Origin of the sequence: Nocardia sp. Root136, from assembly GCF_001427185.1 — a bacterium.
Taxonomy (GTDB): domain Bacteria; phylum Actinomycetota; class Actinomycetes; order Mycobacteriales; family Mycobacteriaceae; genus Nocardia; species Nocardia salmonicida.
Genome location: NZ_LMFE01000010.1, coordinates 333,333 through 357,170, shown reverse-complemented (window position 1 = coordinate 357,170; position 23,838 = coordinate 333,333). Strand labels below are relative to the sequence as shown.

Below are 23,838 nucleotides of genomic sequence, written 5' to 3'. Positions count from 1 at the left end.
GAAGTCCTGACGGCTGCTGGTACGCAGGTCTACTCCCCAGCCAGCGAATGGGCACCAAGTCCTGACCGCTCGAGGGCCCGATCGGCGTGCTGACACGGCCGACGCTAGGGTTACCCCGTGACTGAGCAGACGTTGGTACTCATCAAGCCGGACGGTGTCTCCCGTGGCCTCACCGGCGAGATCCTCGCGCGCATCGAGCGCAAGGGCCTCATTTTCCAGGCGCTGGAGCTGAAGAACGTGTCCGCGGAACTCGCGGCCGAGCACTACGCCGAACACGCCGAGCGGCCCTTCTTCGGCTCGCTCATCGAATTCATCACCTCCGGCCCGGTCGTCGCGGCCATCCTCGAGGGTCCGCGCGCGATCGCGGCGTTCCGTCAGCTCGCCGGTGGCACCGACCCGGTGGAGAAGGCCGTGCCCGGCACCATCCGCGGCGACTTCGGCCTGGAGACCCAGTTCAACCTGGTCCACGGATCCGACTCGCCCGAGTCCGCCAAGCGCGAGATCGCCCTCTGGTTCCCCGAATTTCCTGCCTGACCCGCAGCGGTCAGTAGCGCACCAAAGGTAGTAGGACACCCGGTCAGGCGGTATCGAACTCCGCTCGGCCGGGTCGCCCTCGCTCGCTTGATCCGCCGGATGAACGACGGCCGCGAGCGGGGCGGAGTTCGCGTGAGTTGCGCCGATGGCGATCCCCGCGCGAACCGTATGGGATACTGACTATGGATGTGTTCGACGCCGACCTGTCGCGCAGGTACGTGACGCGGCGGCGGACATGACCGGATTGACACCGCGGTTGATGCCGATCATCGCTGCCACGGACGGCCCTGTTGCTGGGGTTGCCCGCACCGGCACGCTGGATGAGCGCTCGAAAGCGCGGTGCCACGCCGTACAGCCAGGCGCCGTGTGACCGGTTGGCGCGCCAGACGATCGATCAAGGTGCGACCGGACACGCGGGGCGAGACCAGATGACCCTCGTACCATCGGGTACGAGGTGCACGGACGATGCCCCCGCGTCGGCCGCGTCACTCCCGTACCGGGGAAGGACGCGCCCGGGGGCCCGAGGAGACTTCGTGGCCGAAAAAGAGCCGCTGGACACAACACAACAGGATGCCGATCAATTGCCGGAGCGAATTCGAGTTCATGCACTGGCCAAACGGTTGGGAGTGACCAGCAAACGCATCCTGGCCAAACTGGCCGAGTTGGGCGCCGAGGCGCGCAGCGTTCAATCCAACGTCGACCGCTCGGTCGCCGAAACGGTGCGCGACGCGATCGCCGCCGCTGACGCCGAACCCGGCGCCCCCGACGAAGCACCAGCACCGACTACGCGCGCGAAGAAGCGCGCCGCGTCCACACCCGTCGCCGAGCAGCCGGCCGACACCTCAGCGGCGCCCGCGTCGCTGTTCTCCGCGCCGCACGTCGCGCGCACCGACGAGGTGTTCGCCGCGATGCGCGACGACGCGCACACCGACCTGTTCACCCATCGGGTGTCCGAGAGCCCCGCGCAGGCCGAGCCGGTCACCTTCGAGGCGCCCGCCTCGGTGGGCATGCCGCTGTTCCTCCCGCCGGACGCCACCGCCGCCGAGGAGGCCCGCAAGCGACGTCGCGCCGAGCGGACCCCCAAGAAGACCGAAGAGCCCGCCGCACCGTCGGTCGACGAGCAGCCCGTCGCGCCGAAGGCCGAGGAGCCCGAAGCCGAGGGCGACGACGAGTCCGCTGATCAGTCCGGTGACAACGACGCCGACGGCCAGCCGCGCCGCCGTCGCCGTGGCCGCCGTGGCCGTGGTCGCGGTCGTGGCGAGCAGTCCGCCGACGGCGAGGACAACGAGTCCGACACCGATGACGACGACACCGACGAGGCCGAGCAGCCGGCCGAGCAGGCCGGCGCCGAGGCCGAACAGGCCGACGACACCGAATCCGAGACCGATGACGAAGACGGCTCCTCCGATGGCGCGAGCCGTCGTCGCCGTCGTCGTCGCCGCCGCAAGGTCGGTGGTGAGTCCGGCGACGCCGAGGCGGCCACCGAAGACGATCCGCCGAACACCGTCGTGCACGAGCGCGAGCCCCGCAACAAGCGTCGCGAACGTTCCAGCGCGAACAACCCCGACGAAGTACAGGGCATCTCCGGCTCCACCCGCCTGGAAGCCAAGCGTCAGCGCCGCCGTGACGGCCGGGAAGCCGGGCGTCGCCGTCCGCCGATCCTGACCGAGTCGGAGTTCCTGGCCCGCCGCGAGGCGGTCGACCGGGTGATGGTCGTGCGCGAGAAGGCGTTCGACCCCGCCGAACACGCGCCGGGCCACCAGACCACCACCCAGGTGGCGGTCCTGGAGGACAACATCCTCGTCGAGCACTTCGTGACCAGTTCCGGTCAGGCGTCGATGGTGGGCAATGTCTACCTCGGCAAGGTGCAGAACGTGCTGCCCAGCATGGAGGCGGCGTTCATCGACATCGGCCGCGGCCGCAACGGCGTGCTCTACGCCGGTGAGGTGAACTGGGAGGCCGCCGGTCTCGGTGGTCGTGAGCGCAAGATCGAGCAGGCGCTCAAGCCCGGCGATCAGGTGCTGGTGCAGGTGTCCAAGGACCCGGTCGGGCACAAGGGCGCCCGTCTGACCACCCAGATCTCGCTCGCCGGTCGCTTCCTGGTGTACGTGCCCGGTGGCACGTCGACCGGGATCAGCCGCAAGCTGCCCGACACCGAGCGCAAGCGTCTCAAGGAGATCCTGCGCGAGATCGTCCCGTCCGACGCCGGTGTGATCATCCGGACCGCGTCCGAGGGCGTCAGCGAGCCCGAGCTGGCTCGCGACGTCGAGCGGCTGCAGGCTGCCTGGCGCACCATCGAAGAGGCCGCCGCCAAGGAGACCAACGCACCGAAGGCGCTCTACGAAGAGCCCGACATGCTGGTCAAGGTCATCCGCGACCTGTTCAACGAGGACTTCGCCAAGCTGGTCATCGAGGGTGAGCGCGCGTGGAGCACCGTCGAGACCTACGTCCGCACCGTGGCGCCCGACCTACTCGGCCGGGTCAACCGGCACGAGAACAACGGTGTCGACGTGTTCGACGCCTACCGGATCGACGAGCAGCTGGCCAAGGCGCTCGATCGCAAGGTGTGGCTGCCCTCGGGCGGCACCCTGGTGATCGACCGCACCGAGGCGATGACCGTCGTCGACGTCAACACCGGCAAGTTCACCGGCTCGGGCTCGTCGAATCTCGAAGAGACCGTCACCAAGAACAACCTGGAAGCGGCCGAAGAGATCGTGCGCCAGATGCGGCTGCGCGATATCGGCGGCATGATCGTCGTCGACTTCATCGACATGGTCCTCGAATCCAACCGTGACCTGGTGCTGCGCCGTCTCACCGAGGCACTCGGACGCGACCGCACCCGCCACCAGGTATCGGAGGTCACCTCGCTTGGCCTGGTCCAGATGACCCGCAAGAAGCTGGGCACCGGACTGGTCGAGGCGTTCTCCACCACCTGTGAGCACTGCCACGGTCGCGGCATTCTCGTGCACTCCTACCCGGTGGACTCCGGGTCCGGGGTCGAGGAACCGCGGGCGAAGGAGAGCGGTTCGCGCCGTCGCCGCGGCAAGGAACGCGACAAGCCGGCCACCACCGCCGCACCGGCGACCAACGGCACCGCACCGGCCGCCGAACACGCCGAAGAGGACATCGCGGTCAAGCGTGCCCACCCGGTCGTGCTCGCGATGGCAGGTCATCACGACGACGAGCACGGCGACGAGCACACCGAGGCCGCCGAGGAAGCGCCCGCCGAGCCGACCAGGTCGCGTTCGCGGTCGCGCTCGCGCCGGGCGGGTCGTGGAGCCGCTGCCGCGAACACCGAGCAGAGCACCGAGGGTCCGCTCACCGGGGTCATCTCCGGCGAGGCCGAACCCGAGGCCGCCGAGGTCGAGGAGGAAGCGGTGAGCTCGGCGCCCGCCGAGGCCGCCGCCGAGACTCCGGTCGTGCAGACCCCGCAGCCCGAACCGGCCGCGGTCGTCGAGACGCCGGAGCCCGAACCGGCTCCGGTCGCCGAGGAACCCGCACCGCGGGCGCCTCGTAGGCGTCGCGTGGCCCGGTCGACGGCAGCGCCCGCACCGGACAGCGCGGGAGCCGTGTTCGTCCTGTCGGCGAACGAGCAGCCGCCCGCAGCGGCTGTCGTGGACTTCGCCGCGGAGCCCGTCGTCGTCCCGGAACGCAAGCCGCGCCGTCGCGCCGTGGGTCGTCCCGCGGGCGCTCCGGCCGCCGAATCGAAGTAACCCGACGCTTGCGTGCGCGGATCACCCCGCGCACGCAAGCTCTCGATTCGTGCCCTGACCGGCCGAATTGGGGGAGTGGATACCGCTCTGGTAACCTAGGTCGGTCGCTGCCCAGTGATTGAGCATCTGGCCGAACAGGCCGGGTGTATACCGCAGGCAGCAAACGTTCTTCCCCCGCTCTGCGGGGATGAGCCCAGGAATACGCGTCGCAGCTGCGGCGTGGACATGTGCAGGACCAATGTGAGTGGAGGAAGCCGACCGATGGCAGCGTACGCAATCGTCAAGACCGGCGGAAAGCAGTACAAGGTCGCGGTCGGTGACCTGGTGAAGGTCGAGAAGATCGAGGGTCCCGTCGGCACCGCCGTGGCGCTGACCCCGGTTCTCGTCGTCGACGGCGCCGATCTGACCACCGACGCCGACAAGCTGGCCAAGATCTCCGTGGCCGCTGAGGTCATCGACCAGACCAAGGGCCCGAAGATCCGGATCCACAAGTTCAAGAACAAGACCGGCTACCACAAGCGCCAGGGTCACCGTCAGCCGCTGACGGTCATCAAGGTCACCGGCATCAAGTAAGAATTTTCCCGAGGAGACGAAGCAATGGCACATAAGAAGGGCGCATCCAGCTCCCGGAACGGCCGCGATTCGAACGCCCAGCGCCTCGGCGTGAAGCGTTTCGGCGGCCAGAAGGTCAGCGCGGGCGAGATCCTGGTCCGTCAGCGTGGAACCCACTTCCACCCGGGCGTGAACGTCGGCCGTGGTGGCGACGACACGCTGTTCGCCCTCGAGGCGGGCGCGGTCGAGTTCGGCACCAAGCGTGGCCGCAAGACCGTGAACATCGTTGTACCGGAGCCGGTCCAGGCCTGACCGCCTGGAGCTTTCGCTCCCCACGGACACCAGAGCGGGTCAGGGATTTCCTGACCCGCTCTGTCGTGTTCGTCCACCCTTACCGAAAACGACAAGTCAGAAGGAGGAGGATCAACCCATGTCCAAATTCATCGACCGCGTCGTGCTGCATGTTCGTGCCGGTAGAGGTGGACACGGTTGCGCCTCGGTGCATCGTGAGAAGTTCAAGCCGCTCGGCGGGCCCGACGGCGGCAACGGCGGCAGCGGTGGCGACGTGATCCTGGAGGTCGACGCCAACGTCCACACCCTGCTCGATTTCCACTTCCATCCCAACGCCAAGGCAGGCAACGGCAAGCCGGGCGAGGGCAGCAACCGGGAGGGCAAGAACGGCGCCGATCTGGTGCTGCAGGTCCCCGACGGCACGGTCGTCGTCGATGACGACGGCAAGGTGGTCTGCGACCTCGTCGGCGCGGGCAACCGATTCATCATCGCCCGTGGCGGCCGCGGTGGCCTCGGCAACGCCTCGCTGGCGTCGAAGGCCCGCAAGGCGCCCGGTTTCGCGCTGCTCGGCGAAGAGGGCGACGAGGTCGATGTCGTTCTCGAGCTGAAGTCGGTCGCCGACGTCGGACTGGTCGGTTTCCCGTCCGCGGGCAAGTCGTCGCTGGTCTCGGTGCTGTCCGCGGCAAAGCCGAAGATCGCCGATTATCCGTTCACCACGCTGGTTCCCAACCTGGGCGTCGTGCTCTCCGGTGACACGACCTTCACCATCGCCGACGTGCCCGGCCTGATCCCCGGCGCCAGCGAAGGCCGCGGCCTCGGCCTGGACTTCCTGCGCCACATCGAACGCTGTGCGGTGCTCGCCCACGTCGTCGACTGCGCGACCCTGGAACCCGGCCGTGACCCGGTCTCCGACGTCGACGCGCTCGAAGCCGAGCTCGCCGCCTACAAGCCGGCTTTGTCCGGTGACGCCAGCCTCGGCGATCTGGCCGACCGCCCGCGCGTGGTGATCCTCAACAAGACCGACGTGCCCGATGCGGCCGAGCTGGCCGACATGGTGTCCGCCGAGTTCGCCGAACGTGGCTGGCCGGTGTTCGAGATCTCCGCCGTGAGCCGCGCGGGCCTGCGCCCGTTGACTTTCGCGCTGGCCGACATGGTTCGTCAGTATCGCGAGGATCACCCCAAGGCCGCGCCCAAGCGCACCATCATCCGCCCGATCGCGACCGACGAGACCGGTTTCAGCGTCATCGCCGATCCGGAGGAGGCGGGTGGTTTCATCGTGCGTGGCACTCGCCCCGAGCGCTGGATCCGGCAGACCGACTTCAACAACGACGAGGCCGTCGGCTATCTGGCCGACCGCCTGGCTCGCCTCGGTGTCGAAGCCGAGCTGGTCAAGCAGGGCGCGCAGCCGGGTTGCCCGGTCACCATCGCCGGTGTCACCTTCGAATGGGAGCCGATGATCTCGGCGGGCGTCGATATGCAGCCGACCGGCCGCGGTACCGACCTCCGGCTCGAGACCAACGACCGTATCGGTGCGGCCGAGCGCAAGCTCGCCTCGCAGGCGCGGCGCGGTCTGCTCGACGAAAACGGTGAGCGAAAAGAGTGAGAGTGGTCGCGTTCGGCGAAATTCGCTGTCGGACAAGACCATTGGATGGGCATACTGCGATGGGTTGGCGAGGTAGCTCGGTGATCACGGTGCAGGGAGTTGGACGATGCAGGTGGATTCGGAGCTGAGTCAGGGGCGCGCGGCGATCGTGTCGGCGCGCACCGTCGTGGTGAAGATCGGTTCGTCGGCGTTGACCAGCCTCGAAGGCGGGCTCGACACCGATCGACTCGATCTACTGGCCGACGCGGTCGAAGCCCGCATGCGGGCGGGATCGGACGTGGTGGTCGTGTCCTCGGGCGCGATCGGTGCGGGACTCGCACCGCTCGGCCTGTCGAAGCGGCCCAAGGACCTGGCCACCAAGCAGGCCGCGGCCAGCGTCGGCCAGCTGGCTCTCGCCCACGCCTGGGGTACGTCGTTCGCCCGCTATGACCGCACCGTCGGCCAGATCCTGCTCTCCGCCGACGATTTCGCCCGTCGCGAGCATCACCGCAACGCCCAGCGCACCCTCGACCGGTTGCGTTCGCTCGGCGCGATCGCGGTGGTGAACGAGAACGACACCGTCGCCACCGAGGAAATCCGCTTCGGCGACAACGACCGACTGGCCGCTCTGGTGGCGCACCTGGTGGGTGCCGAAGCGCTGATCCTGTTGTCGGATGTGGCCGGCCTCTACGACGGTGACCCGCGCAAGGGCGCCGCCAACTTCATCCCCGAGGTGCGCGGCAGCGCCGATCTCGACGGCGTCATCGCGGGCAGCGGTGGCGCGCTCGGCACCGGCGGCATGGCTTCCAAGCTCTCCGCCGCCCGCCTGGCCGCCGACGCGGGCATCCCCGTCCTGCTGGCCTCGGCCGCCGACGCCTCGTCCGCGCTCACCGACGGCATGGTGGGTACCGCTTTCGCCGCGCGCCCGATCCGGCTGTCCGGCCGCAAGTTCTGGGTCCGGCACGCCGCCGACCCCCGCGGTGCGGTGATGCTCGACGCGGGTGCGGTGGACGCGGTGGCGCAACGCCATTCGCTGCTGGCGGCAGGCATCACCGGCATTCGTGGCCGCTTCTTCGGTGGCGATGTGGTCGATCTGGTCGGCCCCGACGACGAGGTCGTCGCCCGTGGTGTCATCGAATACGACAGCACCGAACTCACCACCATGCTCGGTCGCTCGACCACCGACCTCCCCGACACCATGCAACGCCCCGTCATCCACGCCGACGACCTCGTCAAGGTCTGATCCGCACCGACGAACTACCGCCGTGGTGGTACCACTCCAGGCTGTGCGGTGTCGGTAGGTGGTGCGGGCCGGACAGGTTCCGGCGGGCCCTCGGTCCCGGGAACCGGTCCGGTGACGCCCGGCTGACCTCCGGGGTCGGACATGTCGGGCATGCCTGGCAGCGGAAGTGGTTGTGGCGCTTGGCGACCGGGCGGGGCAGGGGAGGCCGGTTGCTCCGAGGTCGGCGGGGGCACGTTCGGCTGCGGCGTCGAATCGGTGGCAGGCGGCTGTGGGGACGGCGAGACCGGCGGTGGCGCGGGGGTTTCCGTCGTCGGCGGAGCCTCCACGGTCGGTGGCTTCGGGGCAGGCGGATTCGAATCCTGCTGTGTCGGTAGCTGACTCGGCGGTGAAGGCGGGGGCGTGGGTGTCTCGCTGGGCGAACTCGTCGGGGCCTGGCTCTGCGGAGCGGGCGGTTCGCTGGAGGGTGCGGGTGGTGCGGGTGCTGGCGCTTCGGTGGGCGGCGCGGGCGTTTCCGAAGGCGGCACGGGAGCTTGGGTGGATGGCGCGCTCGGTGGTGCGGGCGCTTCGGAAGTGGGTACGGGCGCTTCGGTGGGCGGCGTGGGCGCTTCGGTTGTGGGAGCGGGCGCTTCGGTGGGCGGTGCGGGCGGCTCGGTAGTGGGAGCGGGCGCTTGAGTGGATGGCGCAGGCGGCTCGGTGGTAGGAGCCGGCGCTCGAGTAGTTGGCGCGGGCGGCTCGGTAGTGGGAGCAGGCGTGTCCGGTGTCGGAGACGGTGGAGTAGAGCCCTGGGGCGCAGGGCTTTCCGTCGGTGTCGGGGTCCGGTCTGTAGGTTCTTCGCCCGGCGTCACAGTGGTGCCGGGCGCTGGGGTCTCAGTGGACCCCGGGTTCTGCGGCGATTCCGACGAATTACCCTGTGGCGCCGAGGGACTCGTGCCAGGGCTCGGCGTCGACCCGTTGCCCGGCGAGGGCGAGCCCCCTCGACCCGACGGCGCTTCCGGCTCAGCGGGCGCGATGGGCAACGCTGGAACACCCGTTCCGGCAAGCGAATACGCCGGCTTGTAGATCATGTTCATCGCCAGCACCGCTTCCTGGCGCAGCGCCTCGGCCGCCATCTGCGCGTCGATCACCCGCGCGGACTCGAGCAGACGGGCGATCGCCCCGATCGGACCCGACCCGCCCGGCGCGACGACGGCCAGCTTCACGGCTTCGGCGGCCGCGGCGACACCACCGAGGCGGGCGCCGACTTCGGCCATCACCACAGCGAGTTCGTCGATGGAGGCGGCGAAGCTGCGGGTGCTCGCGGCGGCGGCATCGGCGGCGGTTCCGGTCCAGCCGGTTTCGTTGATCACCCGGTCGGCGCCGGATTTGGTCAGTGGCATCGAGCTGGTGAGAGTAGCGGCGGTCTCCAGCCAGGTCATCGATGCGCCGAGGATGGCGCCGGCGTCGATCTGCTGGGCGCGCGTGTAGATCTGTTCGTGCGGCATGGATTCGAAATGTTCCATCGCACTGATGTAGGTGGGGTCGGTGCTCATCCGCGCACCCTCGTATCGACGGCGCGCAGGGCGGCGGCCGCGGCGGCATCGGCCTCCTCGTAGAGGCCGGCGCTGAGCAGGAACGCCTCTTTCATCCGGTAGGCCGCCTCGATGTAGCGGTCGAGCAGTTCGGCGGCGTCACGTGCCTTGTGCGCGAAGCCCGCCTGCAACTGCTGGGCGGAGACGAAACCACCGAAATCCTCTGCCTCGGCGGCATTCTCGAGCCCCTGACGCAACTGGGCGAGATGCTCGGCCTGCTGTTCGTAGAGGTCGGCGCACCGACGTGCGGCATCGGGGTCGAAACTGAATGTCCCCGCCGCGGCGGCACTGCGGAACCGGGAGATCTCGGCTCTGCTGCTCTCGATCGTCATCGCGTCTCCCCTCCAGATGAAGCGTGGAGTCCAGATTAGCCGGACCTTCTGCTGTGTGAACTGTGCGCAGGCACCAACCTTCGCTGTAACTGTGCCGCTAGCTGCCCAGTGGACGCAGGCACCACGTGCACGGTTTCGCCCGCTCGCAGTAGGTATCGACCATCGTTGGCCACATCGATCCAGCTGTAGTGCACCGGCGGACTCGGCGCCGGACGGTCGAGCCCGGTTTCGATGCGGATGTGGCCCTCGGCGGTGTGCGGCCTGCGCAGTAATCGCTGGATGCGTGGCACGGCGGGATGGGTCGCGAGCACCGCTTCCTCGTCGCGCACAGCGTCGGTCGCGGCCTCGCGCGCGGGTTCGCGACCGGGCGGAGTATCGGGCAGACAGGCCGCCACGCGGGCGCCGATCCCCGCGGTGTGCCCGATCGAGACACGCACGCTGCCACCGTAATCGGGCCGGGTACTCGGATCCTGCACCACCAGTACCGCATGGTCGTAGACCGCGCAGGCGAGTAGCCGGACTTCGCTGCCGGGAGTATGGGCGCCGCCCACCAGCACGACCCTGACGTGCGGTTCGGCGATGATCCGCAGGCAGGCGGCCAGGTCGGGGTCGCCCCCGGGTAGTCGGTCGCGCAGTCCCGCGCGCAATCGGGCCGCGTCGTTCTCGGTGCGGGGTGACTCGAGCACGCGCAGCGGAAACGGCATGCGGTCCTGACCCGATTCCCGCCAGACGTGCGCGAATTCGTCAGCGGTGAAGGTCCATCCCATTGCCGATCCCATCCTTACCGAACCAGGACGAGGGACAGCCTAACCCGCGGTATCCGATTCCGGCGTGCCGATCAGGTCCCATCCGCCCGAATGGAATCTTTTGCCGCTCAGTAACCCCGCGCGGTGTCGATGATCGCCTCCAATGGCTCACCCACGACGAATCGCGCCACATTCGCGCCGACATGATCGGCGAACGCCGCCAACCGCAGCTGGGGTGGGTTCGAATCGTGGGGGGTGATGATCGCGTTCGGCAGAGTCCACAGCGGATGCCCGTCGGGCAGCGGTTCCGGGTCGGTGACGTCGAGTCCGGCGCCACCGATCAATCCGCCGGTGAGCGCGTCGACCAGCGCGTCGGTGTCGATCAGGCTGCCACGGGCCACATTGATCACCCACGACGACGGCTTGAGCCTGGCCAGTTCGTCCGCGCCGATGAGGTGGCGGGTCTGCGCCGTCGCCGGTGCCGCGACCACCACATGATCGGTATGCGACCACACCCGCGCGAGCTGATCGGTGGACACCGTCTCGACATCGGCGGGAATGCCGTGACCGCTCACCGGGCGTCCCGAACGGTTCACCGCGATCACATGGGCGCCCAGCGGTGCCAGCATCGGGATCAACGCGCGCCCGATCCCGCCCGCGCCGACGATCGTCACGGTCTTGCCGCGCAGCGAGCCGATGTGCGGGAAGAACTCGCGCTGCTGCCACGATGTCGCGCGCAACTGCTCGGGCAGATACCGCACCCCGGCCAGCAACATCATCAGCGCGTGCTCGGCGACACTGTGCGAGAACGCCCCGGCCGCTGAGGTGAACAGCACATCCGGGTGTGCGGTGAACACGCCGGCGTCGAAGAAGTCCTCGATCCCCGCGGCGGGCAACTGCGCCCAGCGCACCGACGCGGGCAGGGTCGTCGGAAAGTCGCCGGGTTTGCCGGTCCAGATCAGTGCGTCGGCCTCCGCGAGCTCACCGACCCGAGCGCCCGCCCCGACTACCGCTTTCTCGAGCAAGCGCGGCGCCGGCTGGTCCGGGGCGATCGCGATCGTGGTCGCGGAATCCTGCACTGAAGCCTCCTGGGTCGATCGGCTGTCTGCGCCGCATTGCGCGGCTCGAGCGCTGTCATCGGCGCCGCACACGGTCGCCGGACTCTGATTCTTCCTCGTCGCCGTCGACGGCGCAGCCGCACCCTCCCCGTGCACGGACGGTTCACGCTTCGTCGAGGTCGACGGGCTCCTCGACGCCGTGCCGATCGGCCAGTTCCAGCAGGGGAGCGATGTCGAAGACGGCCTGGTCCATGTCGGCCTGTAGGTCGCCGAGCTCGGCGTATCGGGCGGGCACGGTCTGGATGGTGAAGTCGCGCGGGGCGATGTCGTCGATCTCGGTCCAGCGAACCGGGGTCGACACGGTCGCCTCCGGGACGCCCCGCACGGAGTAGGCCGCCGCGATGGTGTGGTCGCGTGCGTTCTGGTTGTAATCGACGAACAGCTGCGCGGGATCGCGGTCTTTGCGCCACCAGGCCGTCGTCACGTCCTCGGGCGCGCGCCGCTGCACCTCCTGCGCGAACGCGAGCGCCGCCCGTCGGACCTGCCCGAACCCGTACTCCGGGGCGATCCGCACATACACGTGCAGCCCGGACCCACCGGAGGTCTTCGGCCAGCCGACGGCCCCGAGCTCGTCGAGTACCTCGTGCACCACTCCGGCGACTCGCTGCACGCGCGACCACGGGCAGTCCGGCATCGGATCGAGATCGATGCGCCATTCGTCGGGTGACTCGGTATCGGAAGCTCGCGAATTCCACGGATGGAACTCCACCGTGGACATCTGCACCGCCCAGATCACGTCCGCGAGCTCGCGCACGCACAGCTCGTCGGCATGCCTGCCGTAGCGCGGGAAATGCACGCGCACCGTCGAAATCCAGTCCGGCGCACCGGCGGGCACCCGCTTCTGATGCACCTTTCCGCCAGGGAGACCTTTGGGGAATCGGTGCAGCATGCAGGGCCGATCCCGCAAGGCGTTGACGATCCCGTCCCCGACGCTCAGGTAGTACTGCGCCAGGTCGAGCTTGGTCACGCCGAGCTCGGGAAAGTACACCCGGCCGGGATTGCTGACCCGCACCGTGTGCTCACCCACCGAGAGTTCGACCGCGGGCACCGCAGACTTGGCCACCCGCCCAACGATAGACGAGCAGGCCCGCTCCCGACGGGGGAGCGGACCTGCGTCGCGTGGTGCGTCGGACTGCTCGCTGTCAGCGGCTGTGCTCCGTCGGCGGCGTGTAGTAGCTCTCGGTGTAGGAGTGCTGTGCCCAGCGCGACTCGGTGTCCTCGTCGCTGTCACCACCGTGGCCGGGCCACCACGCACGGCGCCCGAGCAACGCGGTCACCGCGGGAGTGAAGAACAGCGCCATGACGAACGCGGCGATCGCGATACCCACCGAGATGGCGAAGCCCATCTGCGCCAGAGTGCTGTTGCCCGCCAACATCATCGAGGCGAACGTCCCCGCCAGGATGAGACCGGCCGCGGCCACCGTCGGACCCGTATGGCGCACGGCCAGCGCCGCCGCTTCCCGTGGTGTGTGCCCCTCGCGGGCTTCTTCCCGCAAACGGGCGACCATGAGGATGTTGTAGTCGGTGCCCAGCGCGACGACGAACAGGTACATGATCACCGGCAGCGTGAAGATCAGGCCGTTCTCACCCTGGATCTGCTGGAACACCAGCACCGTCGCACCCAGCGTCGCGGCGAAGCCGAGGAACACCGAGGCCATCAGGTACCAGGGGGCGACGAGACTGCGCAGCAGCAGCGCCAGTACGAGCATGATCAGGATCGCGGCCACCGGGAACACGATCGCGTAGTCGTGGTTCATCGCATCCTTGAAGTCCACGAAGACCGCGGTCATGCCGCCGACCGCCGCCGTGGCCCCCTCGGGCGCCGCCTGATGCGCGACCTCACGCAGCGGACCGGCCACCGTGTCGAGTGCGGCATCGGATTCCGGCGTCTCGGTGAGCGTCACCTGGAAGCTCGCGATGGTCCGATCCGGCGACACCTGCGCCTGCCCGACCTGTCCGACGCCCTCGACCTGGGTCAACGCTGTCCGGTAGGTCGTAAGCTGGTCATCGCCCAGCGGCCCACCGGGCGAGTGCAACAACACATCGGAGGGCTGGGTGGCGCCCGCGGGCATGCCTTTGAGTAGCTCGGTGGTGAAGACCACCGATTCGGAGGCGTCGGAGGTGGACCCCGAGCTCAGATCGAAGGTCGGGTTGAAGCCGATCGCGAACACCCCGAGCGCCACCAGCACGCCACCGGAGGCGACGGCGAACACGCCGGGCCGCCTGCCCATCGCCGCGCCGATCGCGCCGAATCGGGCGCCCCGCGGCTCGACCTGCCAGGCTTTCGACGGCCAGAACACCTTGGTACCCAGCAGCGAGACGATCGCGGGCACCAGCGTGAGGCCGGCCAGCAGCGCCACCGCGACCGCGATCGCCAGCGCCGGACCCAGCGCCCGGAACATCCCGAGGCTCGACAGCGTCAGCGCCATGAACGCGATGATCACGGCGGCCGCCGCCGAGGTGATGGCCTCACCGACGCGGGCCACGGCATTGACCATCGCAGTCTTCGGCTCGTCGCCTGCCCGCAGCCGTTCCCGGTAGCGGAACATCAGGAACAGGATGTAGTCCGTACCGACACCGAACAGTACGACCAGCAGGATCGCGCTGATCGAGGTGTCGATGTCGAGGTCGAATGCCTTGGCGGCCATCGCGATCAGGCCGCTGACGGTACTCGAGATCGCACCGATGGTGATCACCGGCAGCAAGGCGATGACCGGGCTGCGGAAGATGATCAGCAGCAGCACCAGGATCAGGACGATCGTGGCGATGCCGATGATCGCCATGCCCTTCTCACCCTCCTCGGTCTGATCGAGGGTCTGCGCCGCCGTTCCGGTGATGCCTGCCTTCAACCCGGTATCCCGCACCTGTTCCCGCAGCTGCTCGCGCAGGCTCTTCACCGCCTCGCCCTGTGTCTTGTCGGCGGCGTCGGTCAGCTTGGTCATCTGTACCGCGATGACCTGGACCAGACGGTTTTCCGACGGCGGCGTCACCTGAATGCCGTTGACGCCCTTGATGTTGCGTGCGGTGAGTGCGTCGGCGGTCGCGGTGACCGCGGCCGAGTCGTCATCGGTCAGCGCCGCGCCGTCCGCGCGGACCACCACGATGAGAGCGGCAGGCGCGGCGTACTGCGGAAATGCCTGCTCCTGCAACTTCATCGCTTGAATCGACTCGTAATGCGAAGGCAGGAACTCGGATTGGTCGGTGGTCGCGGTGAGCGTCGGGGCCGTCGACAACACGGCGACGATCGCGAGCACCCACAGGCCGATCACTTTCCAGGGATGGTGAACGACGACGCGTCCCAGTCTGGCGAACATGGTGGTAGGTCCTTTCCTGGCCTGCTGGTCAGACGTCGAGGTCGTGGTTCAGCGGGTGCTGGGCGCGGTCGACGATCATCAGGTGGACTTTCGGCGAGACGAGCGGGCGCAGTGCGTCGAGCGAATCGACCACCTCGGTGGTGTAGTCGCCCCAGCTCTGCTCGCCTTTGCCGAGGATCGACCGCCAGTTCTTCCAGTCCTCGGTCCAGTCGCCGAGCTCGTTGTAGTCCGACCACGCGGAGGTCTGCTTGTGCACCAGGTAGTTGCCCTTGCGGGTGAGGTAGACCCGGACGGTGTCGATGGCCTTGCGGGTTACCTGACGTGATTCGCCGACCTGTCGGCCGGTGAAGCGCTGGGTGCGGCCGCCGCCGGGGCCGACCTTGACGATAATCGGGGCGAACCCGTCGGTGTCCGGGTCGGTGGTGTTCGGCTTGGTTGTGTCGACGACAGCCAGGTCGGTGTCGGGTGTGGGACGGGGTTCGGTGGTCATCGATCGCTCCGATTTCGATAAGGTAGTGCGCATATGGGCATGGGTGTACGAGCGGCGTGCCCCTCGTTGCGGGCCGTCGCCGTGGGTCTGTGTCGGTTGGTACGTGTGTTCCGCCTGACTCACTATAAGTAGATGTATACGTATAGATCAAGGGGCAAAAAAAGTCCGCACGGATCAACTCCGCGCGGACCGCTACTTTCGGGGCCGAACTACAGCTCGTAGACCCCGAACGCCCGGTTCTGGATGCACATCGGCATCACATGAACCCGTTCGGTCCATTCGAATCTGGCTGCCGCCTCGACGGTTTCGCGTTCCGCGATGCACACGCTCGCGGTACCGGGCATGGTCAGCGGATTGAGCACGGCCAGCGGGATGCCGGCGTGCACGCCGCTGTAGAGGCCGCCACTGAAGCACAACGGCGTGATGGCGATGCCGCGGATGGCGCTCTCGCGGTCGGCGGCAGCCTGGGCGCCGGGGACGCCGGCGCAGTCGAGGGGGTTCTCGTTCGACGCCTGGGCGGGAACGGTCAAGAGGGTGAATCCGGCCGCACAGCCCGCGGCAACGGCCATCAGGGTTCGAGCAAATGTGGTCCTGGTCATAGGCGCATTCAAGCACCGGAGATGGTGGGCGCACACAATCTGGGCGGCGTGTTGGACTTTTGGCTTGTGGGTGGGTCAGGTAGGGGTCGCCAGGGCGAAGGGGAGGACCGCGTCGGCGCCGCTGGCGCGTAGGGCGTGGGCGGCGACGGTCATGGTCCAGCCGGTATCGGTGAGGGTGTCCACGAGCAGGATCGGCCCGTCGACCCCGGAGAGGTCGGGAACCTCCCACGAGTCGAACAGCCCGGCTACTCGATGGGCGGAGTTCGCCGCGGAGACCGGCGGCCGATCAGGTCTGGTGTGCAGGGTGCCGAGATCGTCGAGTTTGCCGATCTGGGCCAGACGCGCGGCAAGGCTGGTGGTGAGCTGGGGATAGCGGGGGGATTCCAGGGCCAGCACCGAGGTGGGGCGGGTGGTCCAGGTCCAGTCGCGGAGCACGGCGATGCAGGCGTCGAAGACCGCGTCGGGGACCGGTGCGTCGGGGGCGTCGAGCAGGGCTCGCAAACGCATGCCCCAGCCGAGGTCGGTGAGTCGGCCGAGTACCCGGCCGGTTTCGGCGCCGCCGGAGATCTTGCCCGACAACGGGATTCCCAATTTCGCCATGCCGCTCGGCCACTGCTTGCGGGGTGCGAGGTCGAGGCCGGGTCGGTCGAGGCGGGCTCGGGTGGCGGCGATCGCGGCGTCGTCGACGGTGGTGTCGGCGCGGGTGCCGGTGCAGTTGTCGCAGCGGCCGCAATCGAGTTCCGCTGTCGCCAGCCCGGCGAGGCCGGGGTCGTCGAGTTGACGGCGCAGGAAGGTCATCCGGCAGGTAGACGTCGACTGGTAGTCGATCATCGCCTGTTGTTCGGCGTCGCGTGCCGCGGCCAAGCCCTCGTAGCGCTCGGTGTCATAGGTCCAGTCCTGGCCGGTCGAGAGCCACCCACCGCGCACCCGCCGCACGGCGCCGTCGACATCGAGCACCTTCAGCACCATCTCGAGCCGCGATCGGTTCAGTTCGACGAGCGGTTCGAGCGCCACTGTCGACATCGCCCTGTCGGTGTCCAGCGCGGCGAGCACCGAACGCACGATGTGCTCACGCGGGAAGGCCACGGACGCGAAGTAACTCCAGATCCGCGCGTCCTCGGGGCCGGGCAGCAGGACGACCTCGGCGCGCTCGGTGCCGCGGCCCGCACGACCGACCTGCTGGTAGTACGCGATCGGTGAGGACGGGGCCCCGACGTGCACGACGAAACCGAGATCGGGCTTGTCGAAGCCCATCCCGAGCGCCGACGTCGCGATCAATGCTTTGACCTCGTTGTTCAGCAGCGCGGCTTCGAGCAGCTCGCGTTCGGCGGGGTCGGTCTGACCGGTGTAGGCGGCGACGGTGTGGCCGTGTGAATTCAGCAGGTCGGCGAGATCGTTGGCCGCGGCGACGGTGAGGCAGTAGATGATGCCCGAGCCCGGCATCCGGGTGAGCTGTTCACCCAGCCACGCCGTGCGCTGCACCGCGTCGTCGAACCGCACCACCGACAGGTGCAGCGACTCGCGATCCAGCGTGCCGCGCAACACCAGCGTGTCGGTGCCGATCTGTCCGGCCACATCGGTGACCACCCGGTCGTTGGCGGTCGCGGTGGTCGCCAGCACCGGCACATCGGATCCCAGGTCGGCGATCAGCGTGCGAATGCGGCGGTAATCGGGCCGGAAGTCGTGCCCCCAGTCCGACACGCAGTGTGCCTCGTCGATGACGACCAGCCCGGCGTCGGCGGCCAGACGTGGCAGCACCTGATCGCGAAAGTCGGGATTGTTCAACCGTTCCGGACTCACCAACAACACATCGACCTCGCCGTCGGCCACGCGCTGATGGATCTCGTCCCACTCGGTGACATTGCCCGAGTTGATCGTGGCCGCCACCACCCCGGCCCGCTCGGCGGCCGCCACCTGGTTGCGCATCAACGCCAGCAGCGGCGACACGATCACCGTCGGCCCGCGCCCCGCCCCCCGCAAGAGCTTGGCCGCGATGAAATACACCGCCGACTTTCCCCACCCGGTCCGCTGCACCACCAGCGCCCGCCTGCGCTGCACCACCAGCGCTTCGATCGCGATCCACTGATCCTCCCGCAACCGCGCGTCGGGCCCGGCGAGCTCACGGAGCAGCTCCTCGGCTCGTTCGCGCAGGTCAGGAGCCGTCAGGTCGAGCACATCGTTGCCTGCGGGTGAGGTCATGCGCCTATCGTGCCGCACCCCTCCGACAGGTTCGATCGGCAACACAGACAGGGGGCGTGCACGGGGCTGGCAGGATGGCCGCATCTGGTTTCGCGGGGAGTGACGAAGCGATCGGGGAATTCGGTATGACAGGCCGCACAAGCGACTCTGAAGTGGTGCTCAACCCGGAAATACCCGTGGTGGCGTACGCGATCGGCCTGCTCCAAACCGATGGCTCGCACGAGGGAAATCTGGATCGGAAAGGGCGCATCTCGCTCGAGCTCGCGGTCCGGGACGAGAGCGTCCTGACGCATCTAGCCGAGGCTCTTCCGTGCTATTCATCGATCGGTCATCGAATTCGGGCGACAAATTTCGCGGCCCGCTCGGAAACCGCCACCCTGCGGTTCTATGACCGTGCCACGAGGCGTGCCTTCGCGGAACTCGGGGTGACAGTCGGTCGGAAGGCCACGGAGATCCGGCCGCCGCTGACGCCCTTTTCGGAGGCCGACTACCTGCGGGGGCTCCTGGATGGGGACGGCTCGATCGGATTCACCGGAAAGGGTGAGCCGTTCGTGAGCTTTGTGACCGCCAGCCCGTCAGCTGCGGAGTTCTTTTGCCGCGCTGTGCGAAATGTCTGCGGGGTGGAGCGGAGCTTTCGCCCGAACCGTCGCGATGGTGTCGCCAACGTGATGGTGCTCAATCACGCTGCTGCCCGGCTCGCGGCTTGGGCGTGGTACTCGCCTGATGTCATAGGAGTGGACCGTAAGCGCACCATCGCAGCTCGCGTTGCTCGTTGGACCCCGCCACTAGAGAAAGCAGGGCGTTATGGCGTTCTGCGGAAGCCGTGGACAGCGGCAGACGACGGCGTCGTCTTTGAGTTCGGGTCGGCGGAAGCTGCTGAGCTGCTGGGCCGCACCGTTTCCAGCGTATCGGCGCGGCGTTGGCGATTGCGGAATGGTCCTGCTTGACTCTGTGGGCTTCCTCGGTCACTCGGCGCGTAGCGCTGCCGCAATTTCTTCGCGATTGGGGATCGACGAGCTTGCGCCGAGGCTGGTGGTCGCCAGGGCGCCGGTGGTATTCGCCCAGTTCAGTGCGGTATCCGCGCCCTGGTTCCAGGTTGCGACCAGTCCGCCGGTGAACGCGTCGCCGGCGCCGGTCGTATCGACCACATCGACGGCGAGTCCCGTGACGGAGAGCTCGGTCCCGTCCTCGCCGCGATACACCGCCCCGTCACCGCCGAGCGTGCGCACCACGTGCGCGACCTGGGCCAGTTCGGCCGAATACTGTTCGTACTCCAGGGAATTCACGATCGCGAGGTCGACGTCAGTCCACAGTTCGGTGGGCAACGGCTGAACCGGCGAGGGATTCAGGGCGACGACGGTGCCCGACGCGCGAGCATGTCGGGCGGCGGCGAGCACGGTGTCGATCGGAATCTCCAACTGGCACAACAGGATGTCGGCCGCCGCGATCGCCGCGAGTTCGGCGGCCGACAGATCGGTCACCCGGCCGTTGGCTCCCGCCACCACGATGATGCTGTTCTCGCCGGTGTCGTCGACGATGATCGAGGCGATCCCGCTGGCACCGTCGACCCTGCGAACAAGGGTGGTATCGATGCCCGCGTCCGACAACGTCGTCGTCAGTTCCGCCCCGAACGCGTCATCGCCGATCGCACCGAGAAACCGCACCCGCGCCCCGGACCGCGCCGCCGCGATCGCCTGATTCGCGCCCTTCCCGCCGGGCACCGTCGCGAACTCGGTCCCGAGCACCGTCTCACCCGGTGCGGGCCTGCACGAGACAGTCGTGACCAGGTCCATGTTGACGCTGCCCAGCACGACGACGGTCGGCGAATCGGTGCGATCCATAGCGCTGAATCTAGCGGTGACGGCTCCGCCCCACCTGCGGGGCATCGGTGTGGATATCGGCGTCGACAGCTCCGCCGAACCTGTGGATAACTCGGTCCCGCCGCCGGTCGGAGCCGTATTCCGCGTGGCGGGCGGCGTCGAGTGCGCGAGGCGGGCTGCGTACGCTGATACCCATGACGGTAGAAGTGACCCCCGAGCTGGACATCCGCGCAGCGGTGCACGACGCCGCCCGCAGGGCTCGCGTCGCGTCCCGTGTGCTGGCTCAGCTGACCACGGCGCAGAAGAACGACGCACTGCACGCGGCGGCCGACGCTCTGCTCGCCGCCGCCGATCGCGTGCTCGCGGCCAATGCCGCCGACATCGCGACCGCGCAAGCCGCCGGTACCGAGGAGAATCTGCTCGACCGGCTGCGGCTCACCAAGGCCCGCATCGACGGCATCGCCTCGGGTCTGCGTCAGGTCGCCACGCTGCCCGATCCGGTCGGCGTCATCGTGCGCGGCTCCACCCTGCCCAACGGCCTCGAGATCCGCCAGACCCGTGTTCCGCTCGGCGTGGTCGGCATGGTCTACGAGGCACGGCCCAATGTCACCGTCGACGCCTTCGGCCTCGCCCTCAAATCGGGCAACGCGGCGCTGCTGCGTGGGTCGTCCTCGGCCGCGAACTCCAACGCGGCGCTGGTCGAGGTATTGCGCGAAGCCCTTGTCGCCCAGGGTGTCCCGGCCGACGCCGTGCAGCTGCTGCCCAGCAACGACCGCTCCAGCGTCACCCACCTGATCCAGGCCCGCGGCCTCGTCGACGTGGTGATTCCGCGCGGCGGTGCCGGCCTGATCAACGCCGTCGTCCGCGACGCGCAGGTGCCCACCATCGAGACCGGCACCGGCAACTGCCACGTCTACGTGCACGCGGCCGCCGACCTGGACATGGCCGAGGCCATCGTGCTCAATGCCAAGACCCGCCGTCCCAGCGTCTGCAATGCCGCCGAGACCGTACTCATCGACGCCGCCGTCGCCGAGACCGCGCTGCCCCGCCTCAGCAAGGCACTCGACGACGCGGGCGTCACCATCCACGGTGATCTGCCCGGTCAGGTCCCGGCCACCGATGCCGACTGGGGCGAGGAGTACCTCACCATGGATATCGCGCTGAAGGTCGTCGACGACCTCGATGCCGCCGTCGAGCACATCAACACCTGGGGGACCGGCCACACCGAGGCCATCATCACCGCCGACCTGGCCGCCGCCCGCGAGTTCACCGCTCGCGTGGACGCCGCCGCGGTGATGGTGAACGCGTCCACCGCGTTCACCGACGGCGAGCAGTTCGGCTTCGGCGCCGAGATCGGCATCTCCACCCAGAAGCTGCATGCCCGCGGTCCGATGGCACTGCCCGAACTCACCTCCACGAAGTGGATCGTGTGGGGCGACGGCCAGACTCGGCCGGTGTGATCATGACTCTCGTACAGGATCCGATCTTCACCTCGGTCGACGATGTCATCGACCGGCTCGCGACCACCGGCTACTTGGCCGACAAGGCAACGGCCACGTCGGTCTTCCTCGCCGATCGGCTGGGTAAGCCGCTGCTCATCGAAGGCCCGGCCGGTGTCGGCAAGACCGAACTGTCGCGAGCGGTGGCCCAGGTCGCCGACGCCGAACTGGTTCGCCTGCAGTGTTACGAAGGCGTCGACGAAGCCCGCGCGCTCTACGAGTGGAACCACGCCAAGCAGATTCTTCGAATTCAGGCGTCGAGTGAAAACGATTGGGCCGAAACCAAAGCCGACGTCTTCACCGAGGAGTTTCTGCTCTCGCGCCCGTTGCTCACCGCCATCCGCCGTACCGAGCCGACGGTGCTGCTGATCGATGAGACCGACAAGGCCGATGTCGAGATCGAGGGCCTGCTACTCGAGGTGCTCAGCGATTTCGCGGTGACCGTGCCCGAACTCGGCACCATCACCGCCACCCGCAAGCCGTTCGTGGTGCTCACCTCGAATGCCACCAGGGAACTGTCGGAGGCGCTCAAACGCCGCTGCCTGTATCTGCACCTGGACTTCCCCGACGAAGACCTCGAGCGCCGAATCCTGGCCAGCCGCGTACCGGAACTCCCGAACACCGTGGCTGAGCAACTGGTGCGGGTCGTGCACGTACTGCGCGGCATGCAACTCAAGAAGCTGCCCTCGGTCGCCGAAACGATCGACTGGGGCAATACCTTGCTCGCCCTCGGCGCCGCCGATCTCGACGACGCGACCGTGCGCGCCACGCTCGGCGTGGTGCTCAAGCACCGCAGCGATCACCAGCGCGCGCTGGCCGAGCTGAAACTGGCCTGATCATGACCGCACCGGCACCGCACGGAATCGGCGGCCACGTCGCCGGTTTCGTCGGTGCGCTCCGGGCCCGTGGCGTGCCGGTCGGCCCGTCGGAAACCGTCGACGCCGGTCGGGTGTTGACCGTGTTGGACCTGCTCGATCGTGAGGCCGTGCGCGAGGGGCTGGCCTGTGCGCTACTGCGCAGACCCACCCATCGCGCCACCTTCGACGGACTGTTCGACCTGTGGTTTCCCGTCGCCGTCGGTGATCGCACCGGCGAGGCTCCAGACCTGCCGCGCACCCCCGACGGGCAGGTCGACCTCGCCGCGCTACGCGAGCAACTGGCCGAGTTGCTCGCCGCCGAGGACAGCGGCCCCCAACAGCAATTGCTGGCCGGGCAGATAGTCGAGCAACTCGGGCAATACCAGTCGGCGCGCGGGCCGTCGTTCTCCGCGTACCAGGCGCTCAAAGACGTTGCGCCCCAGTCCTTGCTGGCCAAGATACTCGCGGGTCTCGGCCTGCCGCCGGATGCGAGTGAGCGAGACACCGAGGTCGCCCGTCGCGTCGCCAGGGAACGCATCGCGGGGTTCCGGGCCAGCGTGGAAGCAGAGACCAACCGGCGGGTGGCCGAGCAGATCGGGCGCGAACGCGTCGCGACCTATGGTGTCGCCCGTCAGGCCGAGGACGCCGACTTCCTCCGTGCTTCCGAACGCGAGCTCACCGAATTGCGGCGCGGCACTCAGCGTTTGGCTCGGATCCTGGCCTCCCGACTGGCGGTGCGGCGCAAACGGGCCAGGCGCGGCGAGATCGATCTGCGCAAAACCCTGCGCGCGTCGATGTCGACCGGTGGGGTGCCGATCGACCTGGTGAACCGTAAACCTCGCCCCGGCCGACCGGAACTGGTGCTGCTGTGCGATATCTCGGGCTCGGTGGCCGGGTTCAGTAACTTCACGCTGCTGCTGGTGAGCGCGTTGCGTGAGCAGTTCTCGCGGGTGCGGATCTTCGCCTTCGTCGACCGCACCGACGAGGTCACCGGTTTCTTCGAGCCGTACGCCGGCCTCGACGATGTGATGACCCGGATCTTCACCGAGTCGCGCATCATCGACGCCGACGGGCATTCCGATTACGGCTACGCGCTGACCAGTTTCGCCGAGAACTTCGGCGAAGCCGTCACCAGCCGTAGCTCGCTGCTGGTCCTCGGCGACGGCCGCACCAACTACCGCAACCCGCAACTGGACACGCTGCGCGAACTGGTCGGTACCGCCCGGCACGCGCACTGGCTCAATCCCGAACCCAAGAATCTATGGGGGACAGGCGATTCGGCGGCTCGCGACTACGGTTCGGTGATCGAGATGCACGAATGTCGATCAGCTCGGCAGCTGACCGAGGTGGTCTCCAGGTTGTTGCCCGTCTGAAGGAGCTG

20 protein-coding genes are annotated in these 23,838 nt (G+C 68.4%); 10 read left to right on the top strand and 10 right to left on the bottom strand.

Translation table 11 applies throughout. The features are described 5' to 3' along the window. Positions 1-117: 117 nt before the first annotated feature. The 6 genes from ndk (at position 118) to proB (ending at position 7,915) form a co-directional block, all read left to right on the top strand. A complete protein-coding gene (ndk, locus tag ASD42_RS26580; RefSeq protein ID WP_056821502.1) occupies positions 118-534 on the top strand; it encodes a nucleoside-diphosphate kinase in 417 nt (138 codons plus the stop codon). Positions 535-1,067: 533 nt separating this feature from the next. Then, positions 1,068-4,247 (top strand): translation initiation factor IF-2 N-terminal domain-containing protein, encoded by a 3,180-nt coding sequence (locus tag ASD42_RS26575; protein ID WP_056821501.1) that lies wholly within the window; start codon positions 1,068-1,070, stop codon positions 4,245-4,247. 261 nt (positions 4,248-4,508) lie between these two features. Then, positions 4,509-4,820 carry a 50S ribosomal protein L21 gene (gene rplU, locus ASD42_RS26570; protein WP_056821499.1) on the top strand — a complete coding sequence of 104 codons (312 nt, stop codon included), beginning with the start codon at positions 4,509-4,511 and terminating at the stop codon, positions 4,818-4,820. 24 nt (positions 4,821-4,844) lie between these two features. Next, entirely contained in the window at positions 4,845-5,111 is a 267-nt protein-coding gene (gene rpmA / locus ASD42_RS26565) for a 50S ribosomal protein L27 (protein ID WP_056821498.1), read from the top strand. 118 nt (positions 5,112-5,229) lie between these two features. After that, positions 5,230-6,693 (top strand): GTPase ObgE, encoded by a 1,464-nt coding sequence (gene obgE, locus ASD42_RS26560; protein ID WP_056821496.1) that lies wholly within the window; start codon positions 5,230-5,232, stop codon positions 6,691-6,693. Positions 6,694-6,799: 106 nt separating this feature from the next. After that, on the top strand, positions 6,800-7,915 hold the full coding sequence (gene proB / locus ASD42_RS26555; RefSeq protein WP_056821494.1) for a glutamate 5-kinase: 1,116 nt from the start codon (positions 6,800-6,802) through the stop codon (positions 7,913-7,915). Between the two features lie 14 nt (positions 7,916-7,929). Here proB and ASD42_RS35645 read toward each other — a convergent pair whose 3' ends face one another. From ASD42_RS35645 to ASD42_RS26505, 9 genes are all read right to left on the bottom strand, one after another. Beyond that, complete coding sequence (locus ASD42_RS35645; protein WP_084787320.1) at positions 7,930-9,444, bottom strand: hypothetical protein; 1,515 nt, start codon at positions 9,442-9,444, stop codon at positions 7,930-7,932. Then, positions 9,441-9,815, bottom strand: coding sequence for a hypothetical protein (locus ASD42_RS26540; protein WP_056821490.1), 375 nt, complete (start codon positions 9,813-9,815; stop codon positions 9,441-9,443). Before ASD42_RS26540 ends, ASD42_RS35645 begins: the two co-directional genes overlap by 4 nt. 35 nt (positions 9,816-9,850) lie before the next feature. Next, positions 9,851-10,582 (bottom strand): ESX secretion-associated protein EspG, encoded by a 732-nt coding sequence (locus tag ASD42_RS26535; protein WP_056821489.1) that lies wholly within the window; start codon positions 10,580-10,582, stop codon positions 9,851-9,853. A gap of 107 nt (positions 10,583-10,689) precedes the next feature. Continuing rightward, positions 10,690-11,640, bottom strand: a complete 951-nt coding sequence (locus ASD42_RS26530) for a D-isomer specific 2-hydroxyacid dehydrogenase family protein (RefSeq protein WP_056821488.1) — start codon at positions 11,638-11,640, stop codon at positions 10,690-10,692. A gap of 142 nt (positions 11,641-11,782) precedes the next feature. Continuing rightward, entirely contained in the window at positions 11,783-12,742 is a 960-nt protein-coding gene (gene ligD / locus ASD42_RS26525; RefSeq protein ID WP_084787319.1) for a non-homologous end-joining DNA ligase, read from the bottom strand. A gap of 79 nt (positions 12,743-12,821) precedes the next feature. Next, the gene (locus tag ASD42_RS26520) at positions 12,822-14,993 is read right to left on the bottom strand and encodes an MMPL family transporter (RefSeq protein ID WP_084787318.1); all 2,172 of its coding nucleotides are present in this window, start codon (positions 14,991-14,993) and stop codon (positions 12,822-12,824) included. 28 nt (positions 14,994-15,021) lie between these two features. After that, positions 15,022-15,483: an EXLDI protein gene (locus ASD42_RS26515; RefSeq protein WP_056821487.1), complete on the bottom strand. Its 462-nt coding sequence runs from the start codon at positions 15,481-15,483 to the stop codon at positions 15,022-15,024. A 209-nt stretch (positions 15,484-15,692) separates the two neighbouring features. After that, complete coding sequence (locus tag ASD42_RS26510) at positions 15,693-16,082, bottom strand: hypothetical protein (protein WP_235569833.1); 390 nt, start codon at positions 16,080-16,082, stop codon at positions 15,693-15,695. Between the two features lie 75 nt (positions 16,083-16,157). Continuing rightward, entirely contained in the window at positions 16,158-18,281 is a 2,124-nt protein-coding gene (locus tag ASD42_RS26505; protein ID WP_056821484.1) for a RecQ family ATP-dependent DNA helicase, read from the bottom strand. A gap of 74 nt (positions 18,282-18,355) precedes the next feature. On the opposite strand from ASD42_RS26505, the gene ASD42_RS26500 reads away from it, so the two are divergent. After that, positions 18,356-19,228, top strand: a complete 873-nt coding sequence (locus ASD42_RS26500; RefSeq protein ID WP_156677599.1) for a hypothetical protein — start codon at positions 18,356-18,358, stop codon at positions 19,226-19,228. 18 nt (positions 19,229-19,246) lie between these two features. Here the strand turns inward: ASD42_RS26500 and ASD42_RS26495 are convergent, their stop codons facing one another. Continuing rightward, entirely contained in the window at positions 19,247-20,122 is an 876-nt protein-coding gene (locus ASD42_RS26495) for a ribokinase (RefSeq protein WP_056821480.1), read from the bottom strand. Between the two features lie 173 nt (positions 20,123-20,295). Here ASD42_RS26495 and ASD42_RS26490 point away from each other — a divergent pair, with 173 nt between their 5' ends. Genes ASD42_RS26490 through ASD42_RS26480 form a run of 3 tightly spaced genes read left to right on the top strand, consistent with a single transcriptional unit; the run spans position 20,296 to position 23,830 of the window. Continuing rightward, a complete protein-coding gene (locus tag ASD42_RS26490) occupies positions 20,296-21,561 on the top strand; it encodes a glutamate-5-semialdehyde dehydrogenase (protein WP_056821479.1) in 1,266 nt (421 codons plus the stop codon). Positions 21,562-21,563: 2 nt separating this feature from the next. Continuing rightward, positions 21,564-22,436, top strand: coding sequence for an AAA family ATPase (locus tag ASD42_RS26485; protein WP_056821846.1), 873 nt, complete (start codon positions 21,564-21,566; stop codon positions 22,434-22,436). 2 nt (positions 22,437-22,438) lie between these two features. Continuing rightward, a complete protein-coding gene (locus tag ASD42_RS26480) occupies positions 22,439-23,830 on the top strand; it encodes a vWA domain-containing protein (RefSeq protein WP_056821477.1) in 1,392 nt (463 codons plus the stop codon). The last annotated feature ends 8 nt before the right edge of the window (positions 23,831-23,838 follow it).

What these genes read in the sequence shown, in the direction of transcription:
- ASD42_RS26520 (WP_084787318.1), bottom strand. Translation starts at nt 14,993, where the DNA reads ATGTTCGCCAGACTGGGACGCGTCGTCGTTCACCATCCCTGGAAAGTG.
- ASD42_RS26480 (WP_056821477.1), top strand. Translation starts at nt 22,439, where the DNA reads ATGACCGCACCGGCACCGCACGGAATCGGCGGCCACGTCGCCGGTTTC.
- ASD42_RS26495 (WP_056821480.1), bottom strand. Translation starts at nt 20,122, where the DNA reads ATGGATCGCACCGATTCGCCGACCGTCGTCGTGCTGGGCAGCGTCAAC.
- rplU (WP_056821499.1), top strand. Translation starts at nt 4,509, where the DNA reads ATGGCAGCGTACGCAATCGTCAAGACCGGCGGAAAGCAGTACAAGGTC.
- ASD42_RS35645 (WP_084787320.1), bottom strand. Translation starts at nt 9,444, where the DNA reads ATGAGCACCGACCCCACCTACATCAGTGCGATGGAACATTTCGAATCC.
- ASD42_RS26500 (WP_156677599.1), top strand. Translation starts at nt 18,356, where the DNA reads ATGGCCGCATCTGGTTTCGCGGGGAGTGACGAAGCGATCGGGGAATTC.
- ASD42_RS26535 (WP_056821489.1), bottom strand. Translation starts at nt 10,582, where the DNA reads ATGGGATGGACCTTCACCGCTGACGAATTCGCGCACGTCTGGCGGGAA.
- ASD42_RS26490 (WP_056821479.1), top strand. Translation starts at nt 20,296, where the DNA reads ATGACGGTAGAAGTGACCCCCGAGCTGGACATCCGCGCAGCGGTGCAC.
- ASD42_RS26540 (WP_056821490.1), bottom strand. Translation starts at nt 9,815, where the DNA reads ATGACGATCGAGAGCAGCAGAGCCGAGATCTCCCGGTTCCGCAGTGCC.
- ASD42_RS26505 (WP_056821484.1), bottom strand. Translation starts at nt 18,281, where the DNA reads ATGACCTCACCCGCAGGCAACGATGTGCTCGACCTGACGGCTCCTGAC.
- ASD42_RS26515 (WP_056821487.1), bottom strand. Translation starts at nt 15,483, where the DNA reads ATGACCACCGAACCCCGTCCCACACCCGACACCGACCTGGCTGTCGTC.
- ASD42_RS26485 (WP_056821846.1), top strand. Translation starts at nt 21,564, where the DNA reads ATGACTCTCGTACAGGATCCGATCTTCACCTCGGTCGACGATGTCATC.
- obgE (WP_056821496.1), top strand. Translation starts at nt 5,230, where the DNA reads ATGTCCAAATTCATCGACCGCGTCGTGCTGCATGTTCGTGCCGGTAGA.
- proB (WP_056821494.1), top strand. Translation starts at nt 6,800, where the DNA reads ATGCAGGTGGATTCGGAGCTGAGTCAGGGGCGCGCGGCGATCGTGTCG.
- ASD42_RS26510 (WP_235569833.1), bottom strand. Translation starts at nt 16,082, where the DNA reads ATGACCAGGACCACATTTGCTCGAACCCTGATGGCCGTTGCCGCGGGC.
- rpmA (WP_056821498.1), top strand. Translation starts at nt 4,845, where the DNA reads ATGGCACATAAGAAGGGCGCATCCAGCTCCCGGAACGGCCGCGATTCG.